Consider the following 17,765-nt stretch of genomic DNA (forward strand, 5'->3'; position numbering starts at 1 on the left):
AACCATGAGCAAGGACAAACCCATCACCGCAGTCTGGCCGGGCAAGCCGTACCCGCGCGGCGCGACCTGGGACGGCCAGGGCGTGAACTTCGCGCTCTTCTCGGAACATGCCGAGCGCGTGGAACTCGCCATCTTCGACGAGACGGGCCGGCGCGAGCGGCAACGCATCGAGATGCGGGAACGCACCGACCACGTCTGGCACTGCTACCTGCCCGAGGCGCGGCCCGGCATGGCCTACGGGTACCACGTGTACGGGCCCTACAAGCCGGAGGAGGGGCACCGATTCAACCCCCACAAGCTGGTGCTCGACCCCTACGCGAAGGACTTCGTCGGTCAGCTGCGCTGGAGCGATGCCTTGTACGGCTACACCATCGGCCACAAGAGGGAGGACCTCTCCTTCGACCGGCGCGAAAGCGCACCGCACATGCCCAAGTGCCGCGTGCTGGAGACGGCCTTCACCTGGGGAGACGACCGGCGCCCCGAGGTGCCGTGGCACGACATGGTCATCTACGAGATGCACGTGCGCGGCTTCACGATGCGCCACCCGGAGATCCCGGAGCGGATGCGCGGCACCTATGCGGGGCTGGCGTGCGCGCCCGCCATCAACTACCTCAAGCGGCTGGGCGTGACGACCGTGGAGCTGATGCCGGTGCACGCTTACGTGAACGACCGCTACCTGGAGGAAAAGGGGCTGCGCAATTACTGGGGCTACAACACGCTCGGCTTCTTCGCGCCCGAGCCCCGCTACTCGTGTTCGGGCAAGGTCAAGGAGTTCAAGACGATGGTCAAGACCCTGCACTCGGCGGGGATCGAGGTCATCATCGACGTCGTCTACAACCACAGCTGCGAGGGCAACCACCTGGGGCCCACGCTCTCGCTGCGCGGCATCGACAACGCCTCCTACTACATCCTCTCGGAGGAGAACCGCCGCTACTACAACGACTTCACCGGCTGCGGCAACACCATCAACCTGATGCACCCGCGCGTGCTGCAGATGGTGATGGACTCGCTGCGCTACTGGGTGGAGGAGATGCACGTCGACGGCTTCCGCTTCGACCTGGCCTCGGCGCTGGCGCGCGAGCGCGGGCGCGTCGAGCATCTGGGCGGCTTCTTCGACGTCATCCGTCAGGACCCGACGCTCAACCAGGTCAAGCTGATCGCCGAGCCGTGGGACCTGGGCCACGGCGGCTACCAGGTCGGCAACTTCCCGCTCGGCTGGGCCGAGTGGAACGACCGCTACCGCGACGGCATGCGCGCGTACTGGAAGGGCGACGGCGGCCTGATCGGCGAATTCGCCACGCGCCTGACGGGGTCGTCCGACCTGTACGGGCGCACCGGCAAGCGCCCGCACGCGAGCATCAACTTCATCACCGCGCACGACGGCTTCACGCTGCACGACGTGGTGAGCTACAACGAGAAGCACAACGAGGCCAACGGCGAAGGCAATGCCGACGGCAACAACCACAACCTGTCGTGGAACTGCGGCGTCGAAGGCCCGACCGACGACCCGCAGGTCAATGCACTGCGCGAGCGCCAGAAGCGCAACCTGCTGGCCACGCTGCTGCTGTCGCAGGGCGTGCCGATGATCCTGTCGGGCGACGAGATCGGGCGCACGCAGCGCGGCAACAACAACGCCTACTGCCAGGACAACGAGATCAGCTGGCTGGACTGGACGATGACGCCCGAGCGCGAGCAGCTGCTCGGCTTCGTGCGCCGGCTGATCGCGCTGCGCCGCGCGCACCCGACGTTCCGCCGGCGCGACTTCTTCGCCGGCCGCCCGCTGGTGGGCGGGCATCTCAAGGACATCCTCTGGCTCAAGCCCGACGGCCACGAGATGAGCACCGAGGAATGGGAGCACGAGCATGCCCGCTGCCTGGGCATGTACCTCTCGGGCGCGGGTCTGGACGACGTGGACGCGCGCGGCGTTCCGCTGGAGGACGACGACTTCCTGCTGCTCTTCAATGCCGACGCGAACGAGATCCCGTTCACGATCCCGACCATCCCCGGCGGGCCGTGGTTCGCATTGGTCGACACGGCGGAGCCCACGGGGCAAGCGCAGCCGCGCCGCCTGCAACCGGGCGAGACCTATCCGCTGCAAGGCCGCTCGCTCGTGCTGCTGCGCCGCCCGATGGCGGTGCCGCTCACGCCCAGCCCGCCGCCCGCCCCGGCTTCGGCCTGAGCCTCTTGCATCTTCGCCCCCGGGGCTGCGCCCCACCCCCCGCGGGGGTGTCAGCCTGGCTTCGGGCGGCCACTCGTCGGAATCCGGCGCCCAGCGTGACAAGGGCCGCAGCCCGCTCGGGCAGCGCGTGGGCGCGCTGCGTCAAATGCACGCCGGCGCGCAGGGCGGTCTTCCTACACTGGCCGCTTCGGTGTCGACCCTTCGTCGAACCCGCTCTGCCGAGGTGTCCATGAAACACGCGCGTCCGCAACCGGCCCCAGCGCCGCTCCTGTCTTCTTGCAGCGCAGCCCCTGCCGGGTGGGCTTCGCCGCCGCTGGCCGCGGCCCGCCCTGCTTGCGAGCCGGCGCCCATCGTCCACCGGTGCACGGTGGAGTCGGTCGATCTGCTGGAGCGCAACCTCACGCCGCAAGGCATCTTGGCCGCCAGCCGCACCAAGGCCGCCGAGGCGCGCAGCTACACGCGCATCTTCGGCCGCGATGCCGCGATCTGCGTGCTGGCCATGGCCGGCAGCGGCATCGAGACGCTGGAGCTGGGCGCGGTGGCGAGCCTGGATGCGCTGGCGCAGGCGCAGGCGCCGAACGGCCAGATTCCGAAGTACGTGGACCCGGAGGGCGTCGATGCGGACTTCTGGTACCTGGGCTGCATCGACGCCACCTTGTGGTGGCTCATCGCGGTGGACCACGTCCGGCGCCGCAGCGCCCTGGCCGGCGTCGAGCACCGCTGGGAGCCCCAGGTGGCGCTCGCGCTCAACTGGCTGGCCTCGCAGGAGCATCAGCGGTTCTTCCTGCTGCAGCAAAACGAGGCGAGCGACTGGGCCGACATCATGCCCCGCTCGGGCTTCGTGCTCTACACCAACGCCTTGTGGTACCGCGTCAAGGAGATCTACCGCCTGCCCAACCAGGAAGAGACGCACTATCACTTCAACCATCTCTTCCACCCGTTCAAACGCGACCTGCCCGAGTACCGCCGGGGCCGGCTGCTGGCGCACTATGCGCGGCGAGGGCAGCGCACGCCGGACCTGTACCTCAGCTTCGTGAACCTGTCGTTCGTCGGCTACGAGGGTGACGTGTTCGGCAATGTGCTAGCCATCCTGTGCGGGCTGGCGGGCGACGCGATGGCCAACGGCATCTTGCAGACGCTCAAGGCCGCGAAGGTGGCCGAGCCGTACCCCGTGCGCGCCGTGACGCATCCGATCACCCCGCAGCACGAGCTGTGGCGCCCCTACATGGCGCGCCACAAGCAGAACCACCCGCACCAGTACCACAACGGCGGGATCTGGCCCTTCATCGGCGGCTTCTATGCGATGGCACTGGCCCGTCTCGGCCAGCGCGACGAGGCCCGGGCCGAGCTGGACAAGCTCGCCTGGAGCCTGGCGGCCGACGACTGGCGGTTCACGGAGTGGTTCCACGGCCAGACCCTGGAACCCAAGGGCATGGCCGGCCAGAGCTGGAACGCCGCCGCCTTCCTGTTCGCGCGTCAGGCGGTGGAGCACGACGACTTCGTCTTCTGACCGGGGGCTGCGGCACCGCCGACGCCCTCGGGCCCCTTCGGGTGCACGCTCGGGTGCACGGCCGGGTGACCCGTTCGGGTGCCCGTCTGCATGCGGGCTTGCGTGCACGCTCGAGTGCAAGTTCTGCTGCAAGACATCTGCTCTCGCTCGACTCTGCGCAGGGGTCTCGCCGGGCCTGGCGCGCCCCCGGGGCCTCGCGCCGACCTCCGCGCGCCGGGCACGCATGTTGCCCTGCAGCATAGGGGTCCACCGCTGCCCGGGTGGTGGGCTGACTCGAGTGTCGAAAGGAGGATGAACGATGGCTGATATGCAGCAAACTGCCCCACGGGGGGGTCAAGCCGGCTTCCATCCGGTGTATCTGGCCGAGGCCGCCCTGCGCAGTGCCGAGCAGGTGTACGACGCGCATGTGTCTGCCGCACGCACGTTGTGGCAGACGCAGGCCCGCGCCGCCGCCGCCCTCGGCTTGCCGGACTGGTCCTCGGTGCTGGAGTGCACCGACGAGCGCACCCGCCAGGTCGTGAGCATCGCCACCGAGCAGTGGCTCGCGACCGCGCAGCAGGCGCACCAGGCCTGGGCCGACCTGAACGAGCAACTGGTTCGCACGCTGGAGCACCAGACCGCCGAGGCCGCCGAGACGTGGCAGCGCGGCCTGCAGCAGTGGAGCAGCACCGCGCGCGACGGGGTGAATCAGTGGCGCGATGCCACACGCCAGGCGACCGACGCGGCCCAGCGCCAGGGCGACCAGGCCTCGGCGCAGTGGCGCGAGGCGTCCGAGCGGGCCAGCCAGGAGACGCAGGAGCGCTGGCGCCAGGGCAGCGAGGCCGTTCGCTCGGCCGCGAGCGACGCCGCTTCGCAAGCCGGGACGCAAACCTCGGCTCTCGCCGAGGCCGCCCGCGAGGCGACCTCCGGCGACGGGCCCGGGGCTTCGCGCTCCATGAGCTCCATGGGCGAGGCCGGCTCCAAGGCCGGCGAGCGCAAGGCGCCGCGCACCTCGTGATGGAGGCTGGCTGGGCGCTACGCGAGCCCGGCCGAGGGGGCCGCTGGGGCGGCCCCCTTTTTCTTTCTTCATGGACCACGCCCCGGGGGGCGCCGCGCAGGCGCCTCAGCGCCCGGAGGCCGGGGGGTGCGGCTGCGCCATGCCCGGAGTGGTGGACGGGCCGATCTGCCCCGGCACCGTGCCCGGCTGGGTCGGGCTCGCCGTGCCCGGCGGCGGGACCGGGCTGCCGGGCGGGGACGAGGGCCCGCTGAACTGCAGGCGGGGGTCCGTCTGCGGCGTGGCAGGCGGGCCCGGCCGGTCGCCTGCCGGCCCGCTCGGGGGCGGCGCGGCAGGTTGCGGACGATCCCCCGCCGGCAGGCCGGAAGGCTCCGGCGCGCCGCGCGGGCCCTCCGGTGCGGCGGGCGGAGCCGCGGCGGGCGCCGGGACCACCTCCCGGTACTCGCGGTAGATCCCGCCTTCCTCGACGCTGCCGCGCGTGATGCCCTGGCCCTGCATGCGGGCGCGACAGGCCTCCTGGTCGCCCGGGGGCAGGGCGTGGCAGCGCGCCATCGAGTTGGCGCGGAAATCGTCTTCCGTCAGCCCGCGGCTCAGCTCGCCGCGACGGGCCGCCTCGTAGGCCGCGGCGGCTTCGCGCAGGCAGGTGCGGCGCTCCTGATGCGTCTGGCCGCTCAGGCAACGCTCGCGCTCCTGCAGGTAGCGCTCGCGCGCAGTGTTCTGCGCGTCGGCGGGGCCGGCCGCGCCGAGGGCGACCAGGCCCGCGCAGGCCCACGCCCATGCCGGGGAGGAGAGGGAGGTGCGTGTCATCGGTGCTCCTTTGCTGTGCGGGCCAGGGCGGTCAGGGGCCACAATGCCAACCTGGCGCCCTCGACCCACGGCCTGTCGGGCCGGTCCCGCAGGCTCTCATCGTTTTGGCAGGATTCAGGCCCATGGACATCTACGAGCTGCAGCCGCACGGCGTCACCGTGATCGACACCGGCTTCGTGCGCCCGCGTTTCGACGCCGCCTACCTGGTCGTGCAAGACGGGCGTGCGGCCTACATCGACACCGGACCGAACAGCGCCGTGCCCCGCCTGCTGGGCGCCCTCGAGCGGCACGGCCTGGCACCGGACGCGGTGGACTATGTGATCGTCACGCACGTGCACCTCGACCACGCCGGCGGCGCCGGCCTGCTGTTGCAGCACCTGCCGCGCGCCCGGCTGGTGGTGCATCCCCGCGGGGCGCGCCATCTGGTGGACCCGACCGCATTGATGCAGGGCGTGCGGGCGGTGTACGGGGACGAGGTCGCCGCGCGCGACTATGGCGAACTGGTGCCGGTGCCGGCCGATCGCGTGCTCACCACCCACGACGGCATGGTGCTCGAGCTGGCCGGCCGGCCGCTGCTCGTCGCCGACACGCCGGGCCACGCACGCCACCACCATTGCATCTGGGACGCGGCCAGCCGCGGCTGGTTCACGGGCGACACCTTCGGCATCGCCTACCCCGACCTCACGACCGGTTCGGGGCGGTTCGCCTTTCCCACCACGACGCCCGTGCAGTTCGAGCCCGAGGCCCTGCGCGAGTCGATCGAGCGGCTGCTGGCGCGCGAGCCCCAGGTGATGTATCTCACCCACTTCGGCGCGACGCGGGAGGTGGCCGCGCATGCGCAGATGCTGCGCCGTCAGCTCGACGCGATGGTGAGGCTGGCGCAGGGCGAGGCCCACGCGCCGGCACGAAGCGAGCGGCTGCGCGAGGGGCTGCGTCAGCTCTACCTGCACGAACTGGCCCAGGGCGGATGCACCCGCCCCGCGGCCGAATGCGCCGCCTTGCTCGAGGGGGACATCGAGCTCAATGCCCAGGGGCTGGAGGTGTGGCTCGACCGCCAGACGGCGCCGAAGGGCACCGCCTAGGAGTCCGGGCGGCCGAGCGTCCCACCAGCCCTGGGCTGGCACCCTCGTGCTGAGGGTGCCGCGGCCGGGCGCCGGGCCTAGGGAAGGTCTGAACAACTCCGCCCGATTGCGCGACAATGCCTCACCGTGATCGGGGTGAGTGCGATGCAGCTGTCGTTCGGTGATGCCGAGGGTCTGGGGAGCCGCAAGCGCACGCGGCGCGAGGTGTTTTTGGCGGAGATGGAGCAGGTGGTGCCGTGGCAGGCGCTGCTGGGTCTGATCGAGCCGCACTACCCGAAGATGGGCCGTCCCGGTCGCCAGCCCTATCCGTTGGCGACGATGCTGCGCATCCACTTCCTGCAGCAGTGGTATGCGCTCAGCGACCCGGCGATGGAAGAAGCCTTGTACGACACGCCGGTGATGCGCCGCTTCGCGCAGTTGGGCGGGCTTGCCGACATCCCGGACGAGACGACGATCCTCAACTTCCGCCGGCTGTTGGAGACGCACGGGCTGGCCGAGAAGCTCTTCGAGCAGGTCAACGCCCATCTTCAGCGCAAGGGCCTGAGCCTGCGCAGTGGCACGATCGTGGATGCCACGATCATCAGTGCGCCGAGCTCGACCAAGAACAAGGCGGGCGAGCGCGATCCGGCGATGCACCAGACCAAGAAGGGCAACCAGTGGTTCTTCGGGATGAAGGCGCACATCGGCGTGGATGACGCGTCCGGTCTGGTGCACCACGTGGAATGCACGGCGGCGAACGTGGCCGACGTGACGCAGGTGTACAAGCTGCTGCACGGCCGGGAAGACACGGTGTGCGGCGACAGCGGCTACACGGGTGCCGAGAAGCGCGAGGAGCTGCAGGACGTGGACGCCGGATTCCTGATCGCGGAGAAGCCGTCGAAGCTGCGTGCGATGAAGAACGAGCGCGAGCGGCGCTACGCCGAGCGGTGGGAGCGCTACAAGGCCAGTCTGCGGGCGAAGGTGGAGCACCCGTTCCGGGTGATCAAGCGGCAGTTCGGCTACACGAAGGTGCGCTACCGCGGCCTGGCGAAGAACGCGGCGCAGGTGCTGACGCTGTTCGCGCTGTCGAACCTGTGGATGGCGCGCCGGCGTTTGTTGCCGACGACGGGAGCAGTGCGTCCGTAAGGCGGGGAAACCCGCCAAAAACCGCCCTGCACGGGCGAAATCCGGCTCGAAAGCGACGCCAGGCCGGCGCCACGATGCCGCAATCCGGGCGGCAGAGCGGGTTGTTCAGACCTTCCCTAGCGGTTGACGTCCACCACCGTGCGGCCGCGCACCTGGCCGGCCAGCACGCGCGGGGCGTAGTCGATCACCTCCGACAGCCCGATCTCCACCGTCATCTGTTCGAGCTTGGCGGTGTCCACGTGCTGGGCGAGCATCGCCCAGGCGCGCTCGCGGGTGGCGTTGTCGGTGAACACGCTGTTGATGCCGTAGAGGTTCACCCCGCGCAGGATGAAGGGCATCACGGTGGCCGGGAAGTCGCCGCCTTGCGCCAGTCCGCAAGCCGCCACCGCGCCGTACCAGCGCGTCTGCGCGCAGGCATTGGCCAGCGTGTGGCTGCCCACGGTGTCGATCACGCCGGCCCAGCGCTCGCTTTGCAGCGGCTTGCCCGGCGTGCTCAGTTCGTTGCGGTCGATGATGCGCGAGGCCCCCAGCGATTCGAGATACCCCGACTCGTGCGGCCGCCCGGTCGAGGCCACCGCCTTGTAGCCCAGCCCCGCCAGCAAGGCCACCGCGATCGAGCCGACCCCGCCCGCCGCACCGGTCACCAGCACCTCGCCGTCGCCCGGGGCCAGCCCGTGCTTTTGCAGTGCCATCACCGCCAGGGCCGCGGTGAAGCCGGCGGTGGCGATCGCCATGGATCGACGGGTCGTGTAGGCGGGGGGCAGCCGCAGCAGCCAGTCCCCCTTCAGCCGGGCCTTCTGCGCCAGCCCGCCCCAGTGCGTCTCGCCCAGGCCCCAGCCGGTCACGACGACGCGGTCGCCGGGCTGCCAGCGGGCGTCGCGGCTCGTCTCGACCACGCCGGCCAGGTCGATGCCCGGCACCATGGGCCAGCTGCGCACGATGGCGCCTTTGCCCGTGACGGCCAGCGCGTCCTTGTAGTTCAGGGTGGAGTACTCGACCCGCACGTCGACGTCGCCCGCCGGCAACTGGGCCTCGTCGAGCGGGCCGTAGGTGGCGATCGTCTTCTTGTCCGGGCCTTGCGTGAGCAGGATGCCTTGGAACACAAGCGTCTCCTTCGGTGGTGTTCGACGCGAGTATGCCGCGCATGCGGCGGCGCGCGCCCGGGGGCGGCCCTACAACGGCAGCGCCGGCAGCGGCTCCACGCCCGGCGTGGGCTCGGGCGGCGTGTGCGCGACGTTGAGCACCATCGACACCGCCGCGAAGTAGCCGATCAATCCGACGAGATCGACCAGCCCGCGCTCGCCCCAGGCCTCGCGCGCCCGCTCGAACGTCCGGTCCGCGACACCGTGATGCGCGAGCAGCTCGGTGGTGAAGTCGTAGACGAGCGCCTCCTCCTCGGACATCGTCTGAGGGCGCCGCCCTTGGCGCAGGGCCTCGATCGTCTCCGGCGCTGTGCCTTCGGCCATCGCCAGCGGTACGTGCACGTGCCACTCGAACTGCTGCGTCCAGTGCCGGGCGACGATCAGCGTCGCGAATTCGCTCGCCCGGCGCGGCAGCGCGCTCTCGAAGCGCAGGTACTCGCCCACCTTCTGCAGCCGCGCCATGAGCCGGGGGCTGCGCAGCAGCGCAATGAAAGGGCCCTTGACCGCCTTGCGTGGGCCGGCGATGAGTTCCTCGGCGGCCGCACGCTGCTCCGCGTCCAGGGCGTCGAGGGGCAGGGCGGGCAGGCGCTCGGCGAGGGGGCCGGCGCATCGAGAAGCGCCTTGCGGGACGGAGGTCATGGAAGCTGTGCTCCTGGGTTGGGGTGAGTTGGAAAGGAGCCGCCTCGGCAGCGTGTGCAGCGGGCGGGGAGGGCTCGGGGCTCAGCCACCCGGCGCGGCCGGCGAGCGGCGCTCTCGCAGTGCCCAGGCCCCGGCGGCCAGCGCGACGGCGGCCGCCGCCAGCGCCCAGCGGGGGGAGGCATGGCCGGTGCGGGCCAGCGCCACGGTGAAGGGCCCCAGCAACTGCCCGGCGGCGAAGGCGGCCGTCAGGCGTGCCATCACGTGCCCCGGCGCCGCGCCGCCCACGCGCCGGGCCTCTTGCAGCCCGCTCATCGTCACCAGCATGAAGGTGCCGCCCACCGCGACGGCGCACGCCAGCAGCGCCCACCACGAGGACGACAGCGCGGGCAGCACGAGGCCCGCCGCCATCACGCTCTGGGCCGCGATCCACCGCCTGCGCGGCGACAGCGACGAGCGGGCGGCCAGGATGGTGGAGGCGGCCGCGGCGAGGCCGAAGGCCGGCCACGCCGCGCCGAAGACCGCGGGGTTCGGCACCAGCTCGCGTGCCATCGCAGGCAGGAAGGTCGCAGGGACGATGTAACCGAAGCCGAACGCCCCGTACGCCCAGGCGAGCCGGGCCGACCCGGGCTCTTGCCATTGCGGCAGTGCCCGCTCCCCGGCGCTCGCCGTCGCAGGGCCGACGGGAGCAGGGCGAGCGGTGGGCGCTGCGGCGGGCGGCCCGTCGCGCCGGTGCCACACGCGGGCGGTGGCGAGCCAGGCGAGGGCGGCCAGCGCCGCGAGCACGATCCACAGCGCCGTGGAGGTGCTGCCCTGCCACGCCCCGAGCCAGCCGACCGCCCCGGCCACCGCGATGCCGGCGCCCACGCCGGCGTACAGCGGGCCGGGGGCGGCCGCGCGGCCCGAGGCGGCCAGCCGCGGCAGGGCCCAGGCGGACACGCCCACCAGCACATAGGCACTCGCCACCCCGGCCGCGAAGCGCCAGGCGCTCCACCCCGCCAGCCCTGCGGGCAGGGCCATGGCGGCGGTGGCGACGGCCACCGCGACCAGCCCGACGCCGATGGCGCGCTGCGGCGCCGCGACCGGACGCCACATGCACAAGAGCGCGCCGACGAGGTAGCCGAGGTAGTTGGCCGCCGCGAGCGCGCTGCCTTCGGCCCAGCCCAGGCCTTCGGCCTGCATCAGCGGCAGCACGGGCGTGAAGGCGAAGCGGCCGATCCCCATGGCCGCCGCGAGCGCGAGGGCTCCCGCCAGGACCACCGCGCCGATGCGCGTCGCGTCGCCACGGTCGGCGGGCTGTAGGACGAGCGGGGCCGGGGTCGTCTCCGTCGAGGGCAGGCGGGCATCGGGCATGGCGGCCATGCTAGGCCGCCAGCCTCGTCCTGACAAATGGAAGGGGTGGAAGGGGTGAGGACGCCTCGTCACGGGGCGCGCTTCGAGCTCAGGACGGCGGGGTGCCAGGCGTGGCGCTTGCCGCCGGCTCCGCGGCAGCGGGGGCTGAAGTCGCGGGGGCCGGGGTCGAGGGGGCCGAGGTCGAGGGGGGCGGGGGCGCGGAGGGCGCCGAGGCTCTCGCCGCCCCTGCCAGGTACGCCTTGACCCCGCGGGCTGCCTCGAGGTGGTGGCGCAGCACCGGAAGCTGGCGCTCCACGTAGGCTTTCAGCTCGCGCTGGCGGACTTCGCGCGACGCACGTTGGTACAGCGCGATGGCCTCCTCGTGCGCGTCGATGCCCTGCTCGTCGACGTAGCGGCGCGCCAGGTGCGAAGCTTCCAGTGCCCCCAGCATGCGGATGCGGGCCCACTGCAGCGGCGAGGGCCCGCCCGGCACCTCGACGCCTTGCGCCGCCGCCCAGGCCTTGAGCTCCTCGTTCGCGGTGGTGTGGTCGCGCTTCATCTGCTCGGCGAACTGGCGCACCTGCGGCTCGCTCGCCTTGCGCAGCACGACCTCGGCCGCCTCGACCTCGGCGTGGCCCAGGTGGGCCGCGCTCTTGACGAAGGCGAGCTCGCCGCGCGTGAGCTCCTGCGCGGCGGCGACCGAGAGGCCGCAGGCCAGCGCGAGCCCGACAGCCAGACGGATCGGGTGACGGACCTTGACCGGCATTCGGTGCCTTTCGATCTCAGTGCAGCGTGGGCGCGGCCGGGCGCAGGCCCCACTGGCCCTGCACATCGTCCTCCCACAGCGCCATCTCGACCTCGGCCGCCGCCTCCGGGCTCTCGTCGCCTTCGGTGTCCAGCCACAGTCGCGCAGCCAGCTCGATCGCCTGGTCGGTGTCCAACGCGGGATGGCGGTCCAGAAACCGCTCCGCGCAGCGCTGGATCCATCGAAGTTTCGGCATTTGCAGGTGAGACATCTGGCGTTCCTCCTCGTTCTGCACTCCTCCTCGGCGTGCAAGAGGCGACGAGGCAATGCACGTGCCGCGCGAGCACCGGGCGTTCATCGATCGAGCGCCGGTGACGGGGTGAGGGGCGGGCGTGGCCCCCGCGCGGGTGCCCTCCCACGCGGGCTGCGAACTCCCGCCACGTCTCGATCCACCCCGCATACGACCCAGCGGTGCATGTGAAAAGCGCCCATTGGCACCCGGTGTGCGGCGCGCCGCAGCGGGCACAGCGCTTGCCCTCCTTGCAGGCGATTGCAGAAAGGTGAAGGGTGCAAGCAACGGTCTCGTGCGCGTGGAGCGTGGTCGGCGGGGAGCCTGCCGTGCAGGATGGGCGCGCGCCCGGCAGCCGGCCCCGAGCGTTGCGCGGGGCACGCCGGTACGAATTCCACGACGGCGCGCGCAAGGGCTACCGGCCTCGGACGGCCGGCCTGTGCGATCCCTCTCGGCCGAACCACCCGGGCGCGGCGGCTTCCCGGCCCGCCGCGCTCCTTTCGACCTCTCTCGCGAGGGCCGGCCAGCCCGGCACCCCCCCTCCTTCCGGGGAGCCCGGCCGCGCCCTGCGCTGTTCCTCGTCCCACCGCCTGCCGCACTGGAGCTCCTCATGATCGCCGGCAAGAACGTCCTCGCCTTCGTGATGGCCGGCGGTGAAGGCTCGCGCCTTCACCCGCTGACCGCTGATCGATGCAAGCCCTCGGTGCCGTTCAACGGCAAACACCGCATCGTCGATTTCGTGCTCAGCAATCTGGTGAACTCCGAGATCTACTCGATCTACCTGCTGGTGCAGTACAAGTCGCAGTCGTTGATCGAGCACGTGCGGCAGTCGTGGACGATGACCCGGTTCATCCCGCACCATTTCGTCACGGTGGTGCCGCCGCAGATGATCAACGGGCGGCAGTGGTTCCAGGGCACGGCCGACGCGGTCTACCAGAACCTGCATCTGATGGAGAGCTTCCAGCCGGACCTGGTCGCGGTGTTCGGGGCCGACCACATCTACCGCATGGACGTGCGGCAGATGATCCAGTTTCACGTGCGCCACGGCGCCGACGTGACGGTGGCGACGTTGCCGGTGCCGCTTGCGCAGACCTCCTCCTTCGGCATCGCGAATGTGGACGAGCGGCGGCGCATCCGCGAGTTCGTCGAGAAGCCACCCATCGCTCAGCCGATGCCCGGCAAACCGGGCTACGCCCTCGCCTCGATGGGCAACTACATCTTCGACGCCGACGTGCTGATGCGCGAGCTGCGCCGCGCGCACGAGACGGGCGAGAGCGACTTCGGCAAACACATCCTGCCGCGCATGGCCCGCACGCACCGGCTGATGGCGTACGACTTCCACGACAACGTCATCCCCGGTGTCCACCCCTACGAGGAGCACGGCTACTGGCGCGACGTGGGCACCATCGACGCGTACTTCCAGGCCCATTTCGACACCCTGGGCGCGACCCCGCGCTTTCGCATGACCAACCGCTGCTGGCCCATCTACGCGAGCCCGGACCAAGCCGAGTCGGCCCAGATCGAAAACGGCGTCATCCACCACTCCACGATCGGCTCGGGCAGCATCATCAACGGCGGCCGGCTCGACCACGCGATGCTGCGCCGTTCGGTGCACGTGGAGGAAGGCGCGGTGCTGGAGCACTGCATCGTGATGGAACGCTCGGTCATCGGCCGGGGTGCCCGCGTGCGACGCGCCATCATCGACGAGGACAACCACATCCCGCCGGGCGAGACGATCGGCCACGACCTGGAGCGCGACCGCCAGCGCTTTCACGTGAGCGAGGGCGGCATCGTGGTGGTCCCCAAGTGCGCCTTCCCCGCGGTGTCGAGCAGCGCCCGGGTGCAGGACCGCGAGCTCGCGATGGCGAGTTGACGCCGCACGCCATGCCGAAGGGCCGGCGCATCGGGCGTCCGTATCCGCTGGGCGCGACCTGGGATGGCAAGGGGGTGAATTTCGCGGTGCATTCCCGGCTGGCCACGCGCGTGGAGGTGTGCCTGTTCGACCGCCCCGACGCGGCCGAGGGCGAGCGCATCGAGCTCACCCACCGCCGCTATCGCGTGTGGTATGGCTATGTGCCGGGCCTCGCGCCTGGGGCGCTCTACGGCTTTCGCGTGTACGGGCCGTGGGCGCCCGAACGCGGCTGCTGGTGCAACCCGCGCAAGCTGCTGCTCGACCCGTACGCCCGCGCGCTGGTGGGCTCCTGGCAGTGGTCGAGCGCGCACTACGGCTTCGTGCCGGACGCAGAGGAAGGCGCGCCGGCCTGCAGCATCGAGGACGACGCCCCGGTGACGCCCAAATGCCAGGTCGTCGACGACCGCTTCGACTGGGGCCGCGACCGGCCGCCTCGCATCCCCTGGCGCGACACCATCCTCTACGAGCTGCACGTCAAGGGCTACACCCGGCTGCATCCCGACGTGCCGTCCGAGTGGCGCGGCACCTACCTGGGGCTCACCGCGCCCCCGGTGATCGAGCATCTGAAGTCGCTGGGCGTGACGGCCGTGGAGCTGATGCCGGTGCATGCGTTCGTGGACGACCATCGGCTGGTGCAGCTCGGCCTGCGCAACTACTGGGGCTACAACCCGGTGGGCTACTTCGCCCCGGAGCCGCGCTACGCGATGGCCGACGCGGTGCGCGAGTTCAAGCAGATGGTCAAGGCGCTCCACGAGGCCGGCTTGGAGGTCATCCTCGACGTGGTCTACAACCACACCGCCGAAGGCGACCACCGGGGGCCGACGATCAGCTTTCGCGGGCTGGACAACCCGACCTACTACCGCCTGCTGCCCGACGACGCCTCCCGCTACGAGAACGTGACCGGCTGCGGCAACACGATCGATGCCCACCAGCCGGCCGTGGTGCGTCTCATCATGGACAGCCTGCGCTACTGGGTCACCCAGATGCACGTGGACGGCTTTCGCTTCGACCTGGCGAGCGCGCTCGGCCGCGTGCGCGGACGCTTCGATCCGCATTGCGCGCTCTTCAGTGCGATCGCGCAGGACCCGGTGCTTTCGCAGGTCAAGCTGATCGCCGAGCCGTGGGATCTGGGCGAAGGCGGCTACCAGGTGGGCGGTTTCCCGGCCGGCTGGGCCGAATGGAACGGGCAGTACCGTGACACGGTGCGGGGCTTCTGGTGCGGCCAGCAGGGGCACCTGGCGGCGCTGTCCGAGCGGCTGTGCGGCTCGAGCGACCTGTACCGCGCCTGCGGACGACTGCCCACCGACAGCATCAACTTCATCACGGTGCACGACGGCTTCACGCTGCACGACCTGGTCAGCTACAACGTCAAGCACAACGAGGCCAACGGCGAGGACAACCGCGACGGCGACAACCACAACCGCAGCTGGAACTGCGGCGCCGAAGGGCCCACCGACGACGAGGTGGTGAACGCGCTGCGCGAGCGTCAGAAGCGCAACCTGCTGGCCACGTTGTTCCTGTCGCAGGGTACGCCCCTGCTGCTGGCCGGCGACGAGATCGGCCGCACGCAGCGCGGCAACAACAACGCCTACTGCCAGGACAACGAGGTCAGCTGGGTGCACTGGGGGCCGCTCACCCCGCCGCAGCAACTGCTGTGCGACTACGTGCGCCGGCTGATCGCCTTCCGCAAGGCGCAGCCCGCGCTGCGGCGCACCTGCTTCTTCGAGGGCGAGGCCGATGAGGCCGGCCACAAGGACATCACCTGGCTCACCGCGCAGGGCGAGGAGATGCGTCCCGAGCACTGGCAGCAGCCGCACCTCGGGGCGCTGGCCGCGATGATCTGCGGATGGAAAGTGGGCCCGGTGCACGAGCCGGGGCCCGAGGAGGACCCGGCCGGACCGCCCGCATCGCCGCCCGACGACCGGAGCGTCGGGGACTCGGTGCTCATCCTCATCAATGAGCAGCACGACCCCGTCGCATTCGCGCTGCCGCCCTTGCGCGGCGGCCTCTGGACACCGCGCATCGACACGCGCACGCCCAGCGGCGTGCCAGCCGGCGAAGGCACGCCCACGCAAGGGCGGTATGTCGTCGCCGGCCGTTCGATCGCGGTGCTCACCCAACCTTCATCGTGAGAGAGGACGCAATGCAATTCGTCCACGACATGCCTTTCGGTGCGACCCTCACGGAGCACGGAGTGCGGTTCCGCCTCTGGGCTCCGGCCGCACGCGGGGTGCGGCTCGTCATGAATCCCGCGCGCGAGGAGGAGCGCACGCTCGATGCCCGCCCCGACGGCCGGGGCTGGTGGTCGGTGCACGCCGACGACGCGCAGGCCGGCACCTTCTACCTGTGGGAGATCGACGGCCGCCAGCGGGTGCCCGACCCCGCTTCGCGTTTCAACCCTTTCGGCCCGCACGGGCCGAGCCAGGTCGTCGACCCGCGCAAGTTCGAATGGACCAGCGGCTGGAAGGGCCGGCCCTGGCACGAGACGGTGATCTACGAGCTGCACGTGGGCACCTTCACCCCGGCCGGCACCTACGCGGCGGCCGAGGCGCAGCTCTCGGCGCTGGCCGAGCTGGGCGTGACCGCCATCGAGCTGATGCCGCTGGCCGACTTCCCGGGCCGCTTCGGCTGGGGCTACGACGGCGTGCTGCCTTTCGCGCCCCACCCGGCCTACGGCGGCCCCAACGACCTCAAACGATTCATCCAGGCCTGCCACCGGCACGGCCTGATGGTGTTCCTGGACGTCGTCTACAACCACTTCGGGCCCGACGGGAACTACCTCTCGGCTTACGCCCCTCAGTTCTTCAACGCGCGCCACCAGACGGCCTGGGGGCCGGCGGTGAACTTCGACGGGCCCGGCTGCGAGGTCGTACGCGAGTTCTTCATCCACAACGCGCTGTACTGGCTGGAAGAGTACCGCTTCGACGGGCTGCGCTTGGACGCCGTGCACGCGATCGCCGACGACGGCTCGCCGGACATCCTGGAGGCGATCTCGCAGGCCGTGCGCGAGCGCTGTGGCGAGCGCCGCGTGCACCTCATGCTGGAGAACGACTGCAACGACGTGGACCGGCTGGGGCCGCCCGGCTCGCCGGGCCGCTTCGAGGCCCAATGGAACGGCGACTTCCATCACTGCCTGCACGTGCTGCTGACCGACGAGCACGACGGCTACTACGCCGAGTACGACCGCCCGCTGGAGCAGCTGGCGCGCTGCCTCGTCGACGGCTTCGCCCGCGAAGGCGCGCCGCACCTCGTGCCCGGCGCAGCGCCGCGGCGCGACGCGACACGCGCGGCCCATCCGCTCCACACCATCAACTTCCTGCAGAACCACGACCAGATCGGCAACCGCGCCTTCGGCGAGCGGCTGCGGCAGTTGGCCGACGACGCCAGCGTGCAGTTGGCCGCCGCGATCCTGCTGCTCGCCCCGGGCGTGCCGATGCTGTTCATGGGCGAGGAGTTCGGTGCGACGACGCCCTTCCTCTACTTCGCCGACTGGAGCGGCGATCTGCGCGAGGCGGTGCGCGAGGGCCGACGCAAGGAGTTCTCGCACTTCCCCCGCTACGCCGAGGCGGCCGAACGCGGCGAACTGCCCGACCCCTGCAGCGAGCAGACGTTCCAGCGCTGCAAGCTGGACTGGGGCAGCGCCAACGCGGTGGCCCATCGCGAGTGGCGCCGCCTGCACGGCGAGCTGCTCGCAGTGCGCCATCGCCACCTCTTGCCGCGCGTGAGCGGGCTCAGCGCAGGCGGCCGGCTCGCGCGTCGGGTGGGGGAGTCCGGTCTGCAGGTGCGCTGGCACTTCGACGACGGCATGGCGATCGAGATGCTCGTCAACCTCGGGCCCCAGCCCTTGGCGGCCGAGGCCGTCGAGGCGGGGGCGCCGCCGGCGCTGGAGGAGCCGGTGCTGCTCTACAGCCTCGGCAGCGGCGCGGCCGGGGGCCTGGGTCCGTGGGCGGGCCGCTGGCACCTGGGCCGCGCGCCGGCCGCCGCCGTCCGCGCGACCGTCGCAGGGGGCTGA

At 71.3% G+C, this 17,765-nt stretch carries 14 protein-coding genes; 8 read left to right on the top strand and 6 right to left on the bottom strand.

Annotated elements, in window-relative coordinates; translation table 11 throughout:
• The first annotated feature begins 4 nt into the window (after positions 1–4).
• The 3 genes from glgX (OMP39_RS01855) (at position 5) to OMP39_RS01865 (ending at position 4,686) form a co-directional block, all read left to right on the top strand.
• Entirely contained in the window at positions 5–2,179 is a 2,175-nt protein-coding gene (gene glgX / locus OMP39_RS01855; RefSeq protein ID WP_264893114.1) for a glycogen debranching protein GlgX, read from the top strand.
• Positions 2,180–2,408: 229 nt separating this feature from the next.
• On the top strand, positions 2,409–3,689 hold the full coding sequence (locus OMP39_RS01860; RefSeq protein WP_264893115.1) for an amylo-alpha-1,6-glucosidase: 1,281 nt from the start codon (positions 2,409–2,411) through the stop codon (positions 3,687–3,689).
• A 307-nt stretch (positions 3,690–3,996) separates the two neighbouring features.
• Entirely contained in the window at positions 3,997–4,686 is a 690-nt protein-coding gene (locus OMP39_RS01865; protein WP_264893116.1) for a hypothetical protein, read from the top strand.
• Between the two features lie 105 nt (positions 4,687–4,791).
• Here the strand turns inward: OMP39_RS01865 and OMP39_RS01870 are convergent, their stop codons facing one another.
• On the bottom strand, positions 4,792–5,490 hold the full coding sequence (locus tag OMP39_RS01870) for a hypothetical protein (protein WP_264893117.1): 699 nt from the start codon (positions 5,488–5,490) through the stop codon (positions 4,792–4,794).
• 122 nt (positions 5,491–5,612) lie between these two features.
• On the opposite strand from OMP39_RS01870, the gene OMP39_RS01875 reads away from it, so the two are divergent.
• Together OMP39_RS01875 and OMP39_RS01880 are read left to right on the top strand one after the other, a co-directional pair.
• Positions 5,613–6,572 carry an MBL fold metallo-hydrolase gene (locus OMP39_RS01875; protein WP_264893118.1) on the top strand — a complete coding sequence of 320 codons (960 nt, stop codon included), beginning with the start codon at positions 5,613–5,615 and terminating at the stop codon, positions 6,570–6,572.
• A gap of 144 nt (positions 6,573–6,716) precedes the next feature.
• Positions 6,717–7,697, top strand: coding sequence for an IS5 family transposase (locus OMP39_RS01880; RefSeq protein WP_028915768.1), 981 nt, complete (start codon positions 6,717–6,719; stop codon positions 7,695–7,697).
• Positions 7,698–7,813: 116 nt separating this feature from the next.
• Here OMP39_RS01880 and acuI read toward each other — a convergent pair whose 3' ends face one another.
• The 5 genes from acuI to OMP39_RS01905 all read right to left on the bottom strand — a co-directional run bounded on the left by acuI (position 7,814) and on the right by OMP39_RS01905 (position 11,823).
• Complete coding sequence (gene acuI / locus OMP39_RS01885; RefSeq protein WP_264893119.1) at positions 7,814–8,800, bottom strand: acrylyl-CoA reductase (NADPH); 987 nt, start codon at positions 8,798–8,800, stop codon at positions 7,814–7,816.
• 69 nt (positions 8,801–8,869) lie between these two features.
• Positions 8,870–9,478, bottom strand: coding sequence for a carboxymuconolactone decarboxylase family protein (locus tag OMP39_RS01890; protein ID WP_264893120.1), 609 nt, complete (start codon positions 9,476–9,478; stop codon positions 8,870–8,872).
• Between the two features lie 81 nt (positions 9,479–9,559).
• Positions 9,560–10,837 carry an MFS transporter gene (locus OMP39_RS01895; RefSeq protein WP_264893121.1) on the bottom strand — a complete coding sequence of 426 codons (1,278 nt, stop codon included), beginning with the start codon at positions 10,835–10,837 and terminating at the stop codon, positions 9,560–9,562.
• A 79-nt stretch (positions 10,838–10,916) separates the two neighbouring features.
• On the bottom strand, positions 10,917–11,573 hold the full coding sequence (locus OMP39_RS01900) for a DUF4142 domain-containing protein (RefSeq protein WP_264893122.1): 657 nt from the start codon (positions 11,571–11,573) through the stop codon (positions 10,917–10,919).
• 16 nt (positions 11,574–11,589) lie between these two features.
• The gene (locus tag OMP39_RS01905) at positions 11,590–11,823 is read right to left on the bottom strand and encodes a hypothetical protein (protein WP_264893123.1); all 234 of its coding nucleotides are present in this window, start codon (positions 11,821–11,823) and stop codon (positions 11,590–11,592) included.
• Positions 11,824–12,451: 628 nt separating this feature from the next.
• Here OMP39_RS01905 and OMP39_RS01910 point away from each other — a divergent pair.
• Genes OMP39_RS01910 through treZ form a run of 3 tightly spaced genes read left to right on the top strand, consistent with a single transcriptional unit; the run spans position 12,452 to position 17,765 of the window.
• Positions 12,452–13,714 carry a glucose-1-phosphate adenylyltransferase gene (locus OMP39_RS01910; protein WP_342454871.1) on the top strand — a complete coding sequence of 421 codons (1,263 nt, stop codon included), beginning with the start codon at positions 12,452–12,454 and terminating at the stop codon, positions 13,712–13,714.
• 11 nt (positions 13,715–13,725) lie between these two features.
• Positions 13,726–15,885 carry a glycogen debranching protein GlgX gene (gene glgX, locus OMP39_RS01915; RefSeq protein WP_264893124.1) on the top strand — a complete coding sequence of 720 codons (2,160 nt, stop codon included), beginning with the start codon at positions 13,726–13,728 and terminating at the stop codon, positions 15,883–15,885.
• An 11-nt stretch (positions 15,886–15,896) separates the two neighbouring features.
• Positions 15,897–17,765 (top strand): malto-oligosyltrehalose trehalohydrolase, encoded by a 1,869-nt coding sequence (gene treZ, locus OMP39_RS01920; protein WP_264893125.1) that lies wholly within the window; start codon positions 15,897–15,899, stop codon positions 17,763–17,765.

Origin of the sequence: Schlegelella aquatica (assembly GCF_026013905.1) — a bacterium.
Lineage (GTDB): Bacteria > Pseudomonadota > Gammaproteobacteria > Burkholderiales > Burkholderiaceae_C > Caldimonas > Caldimonas aquatica.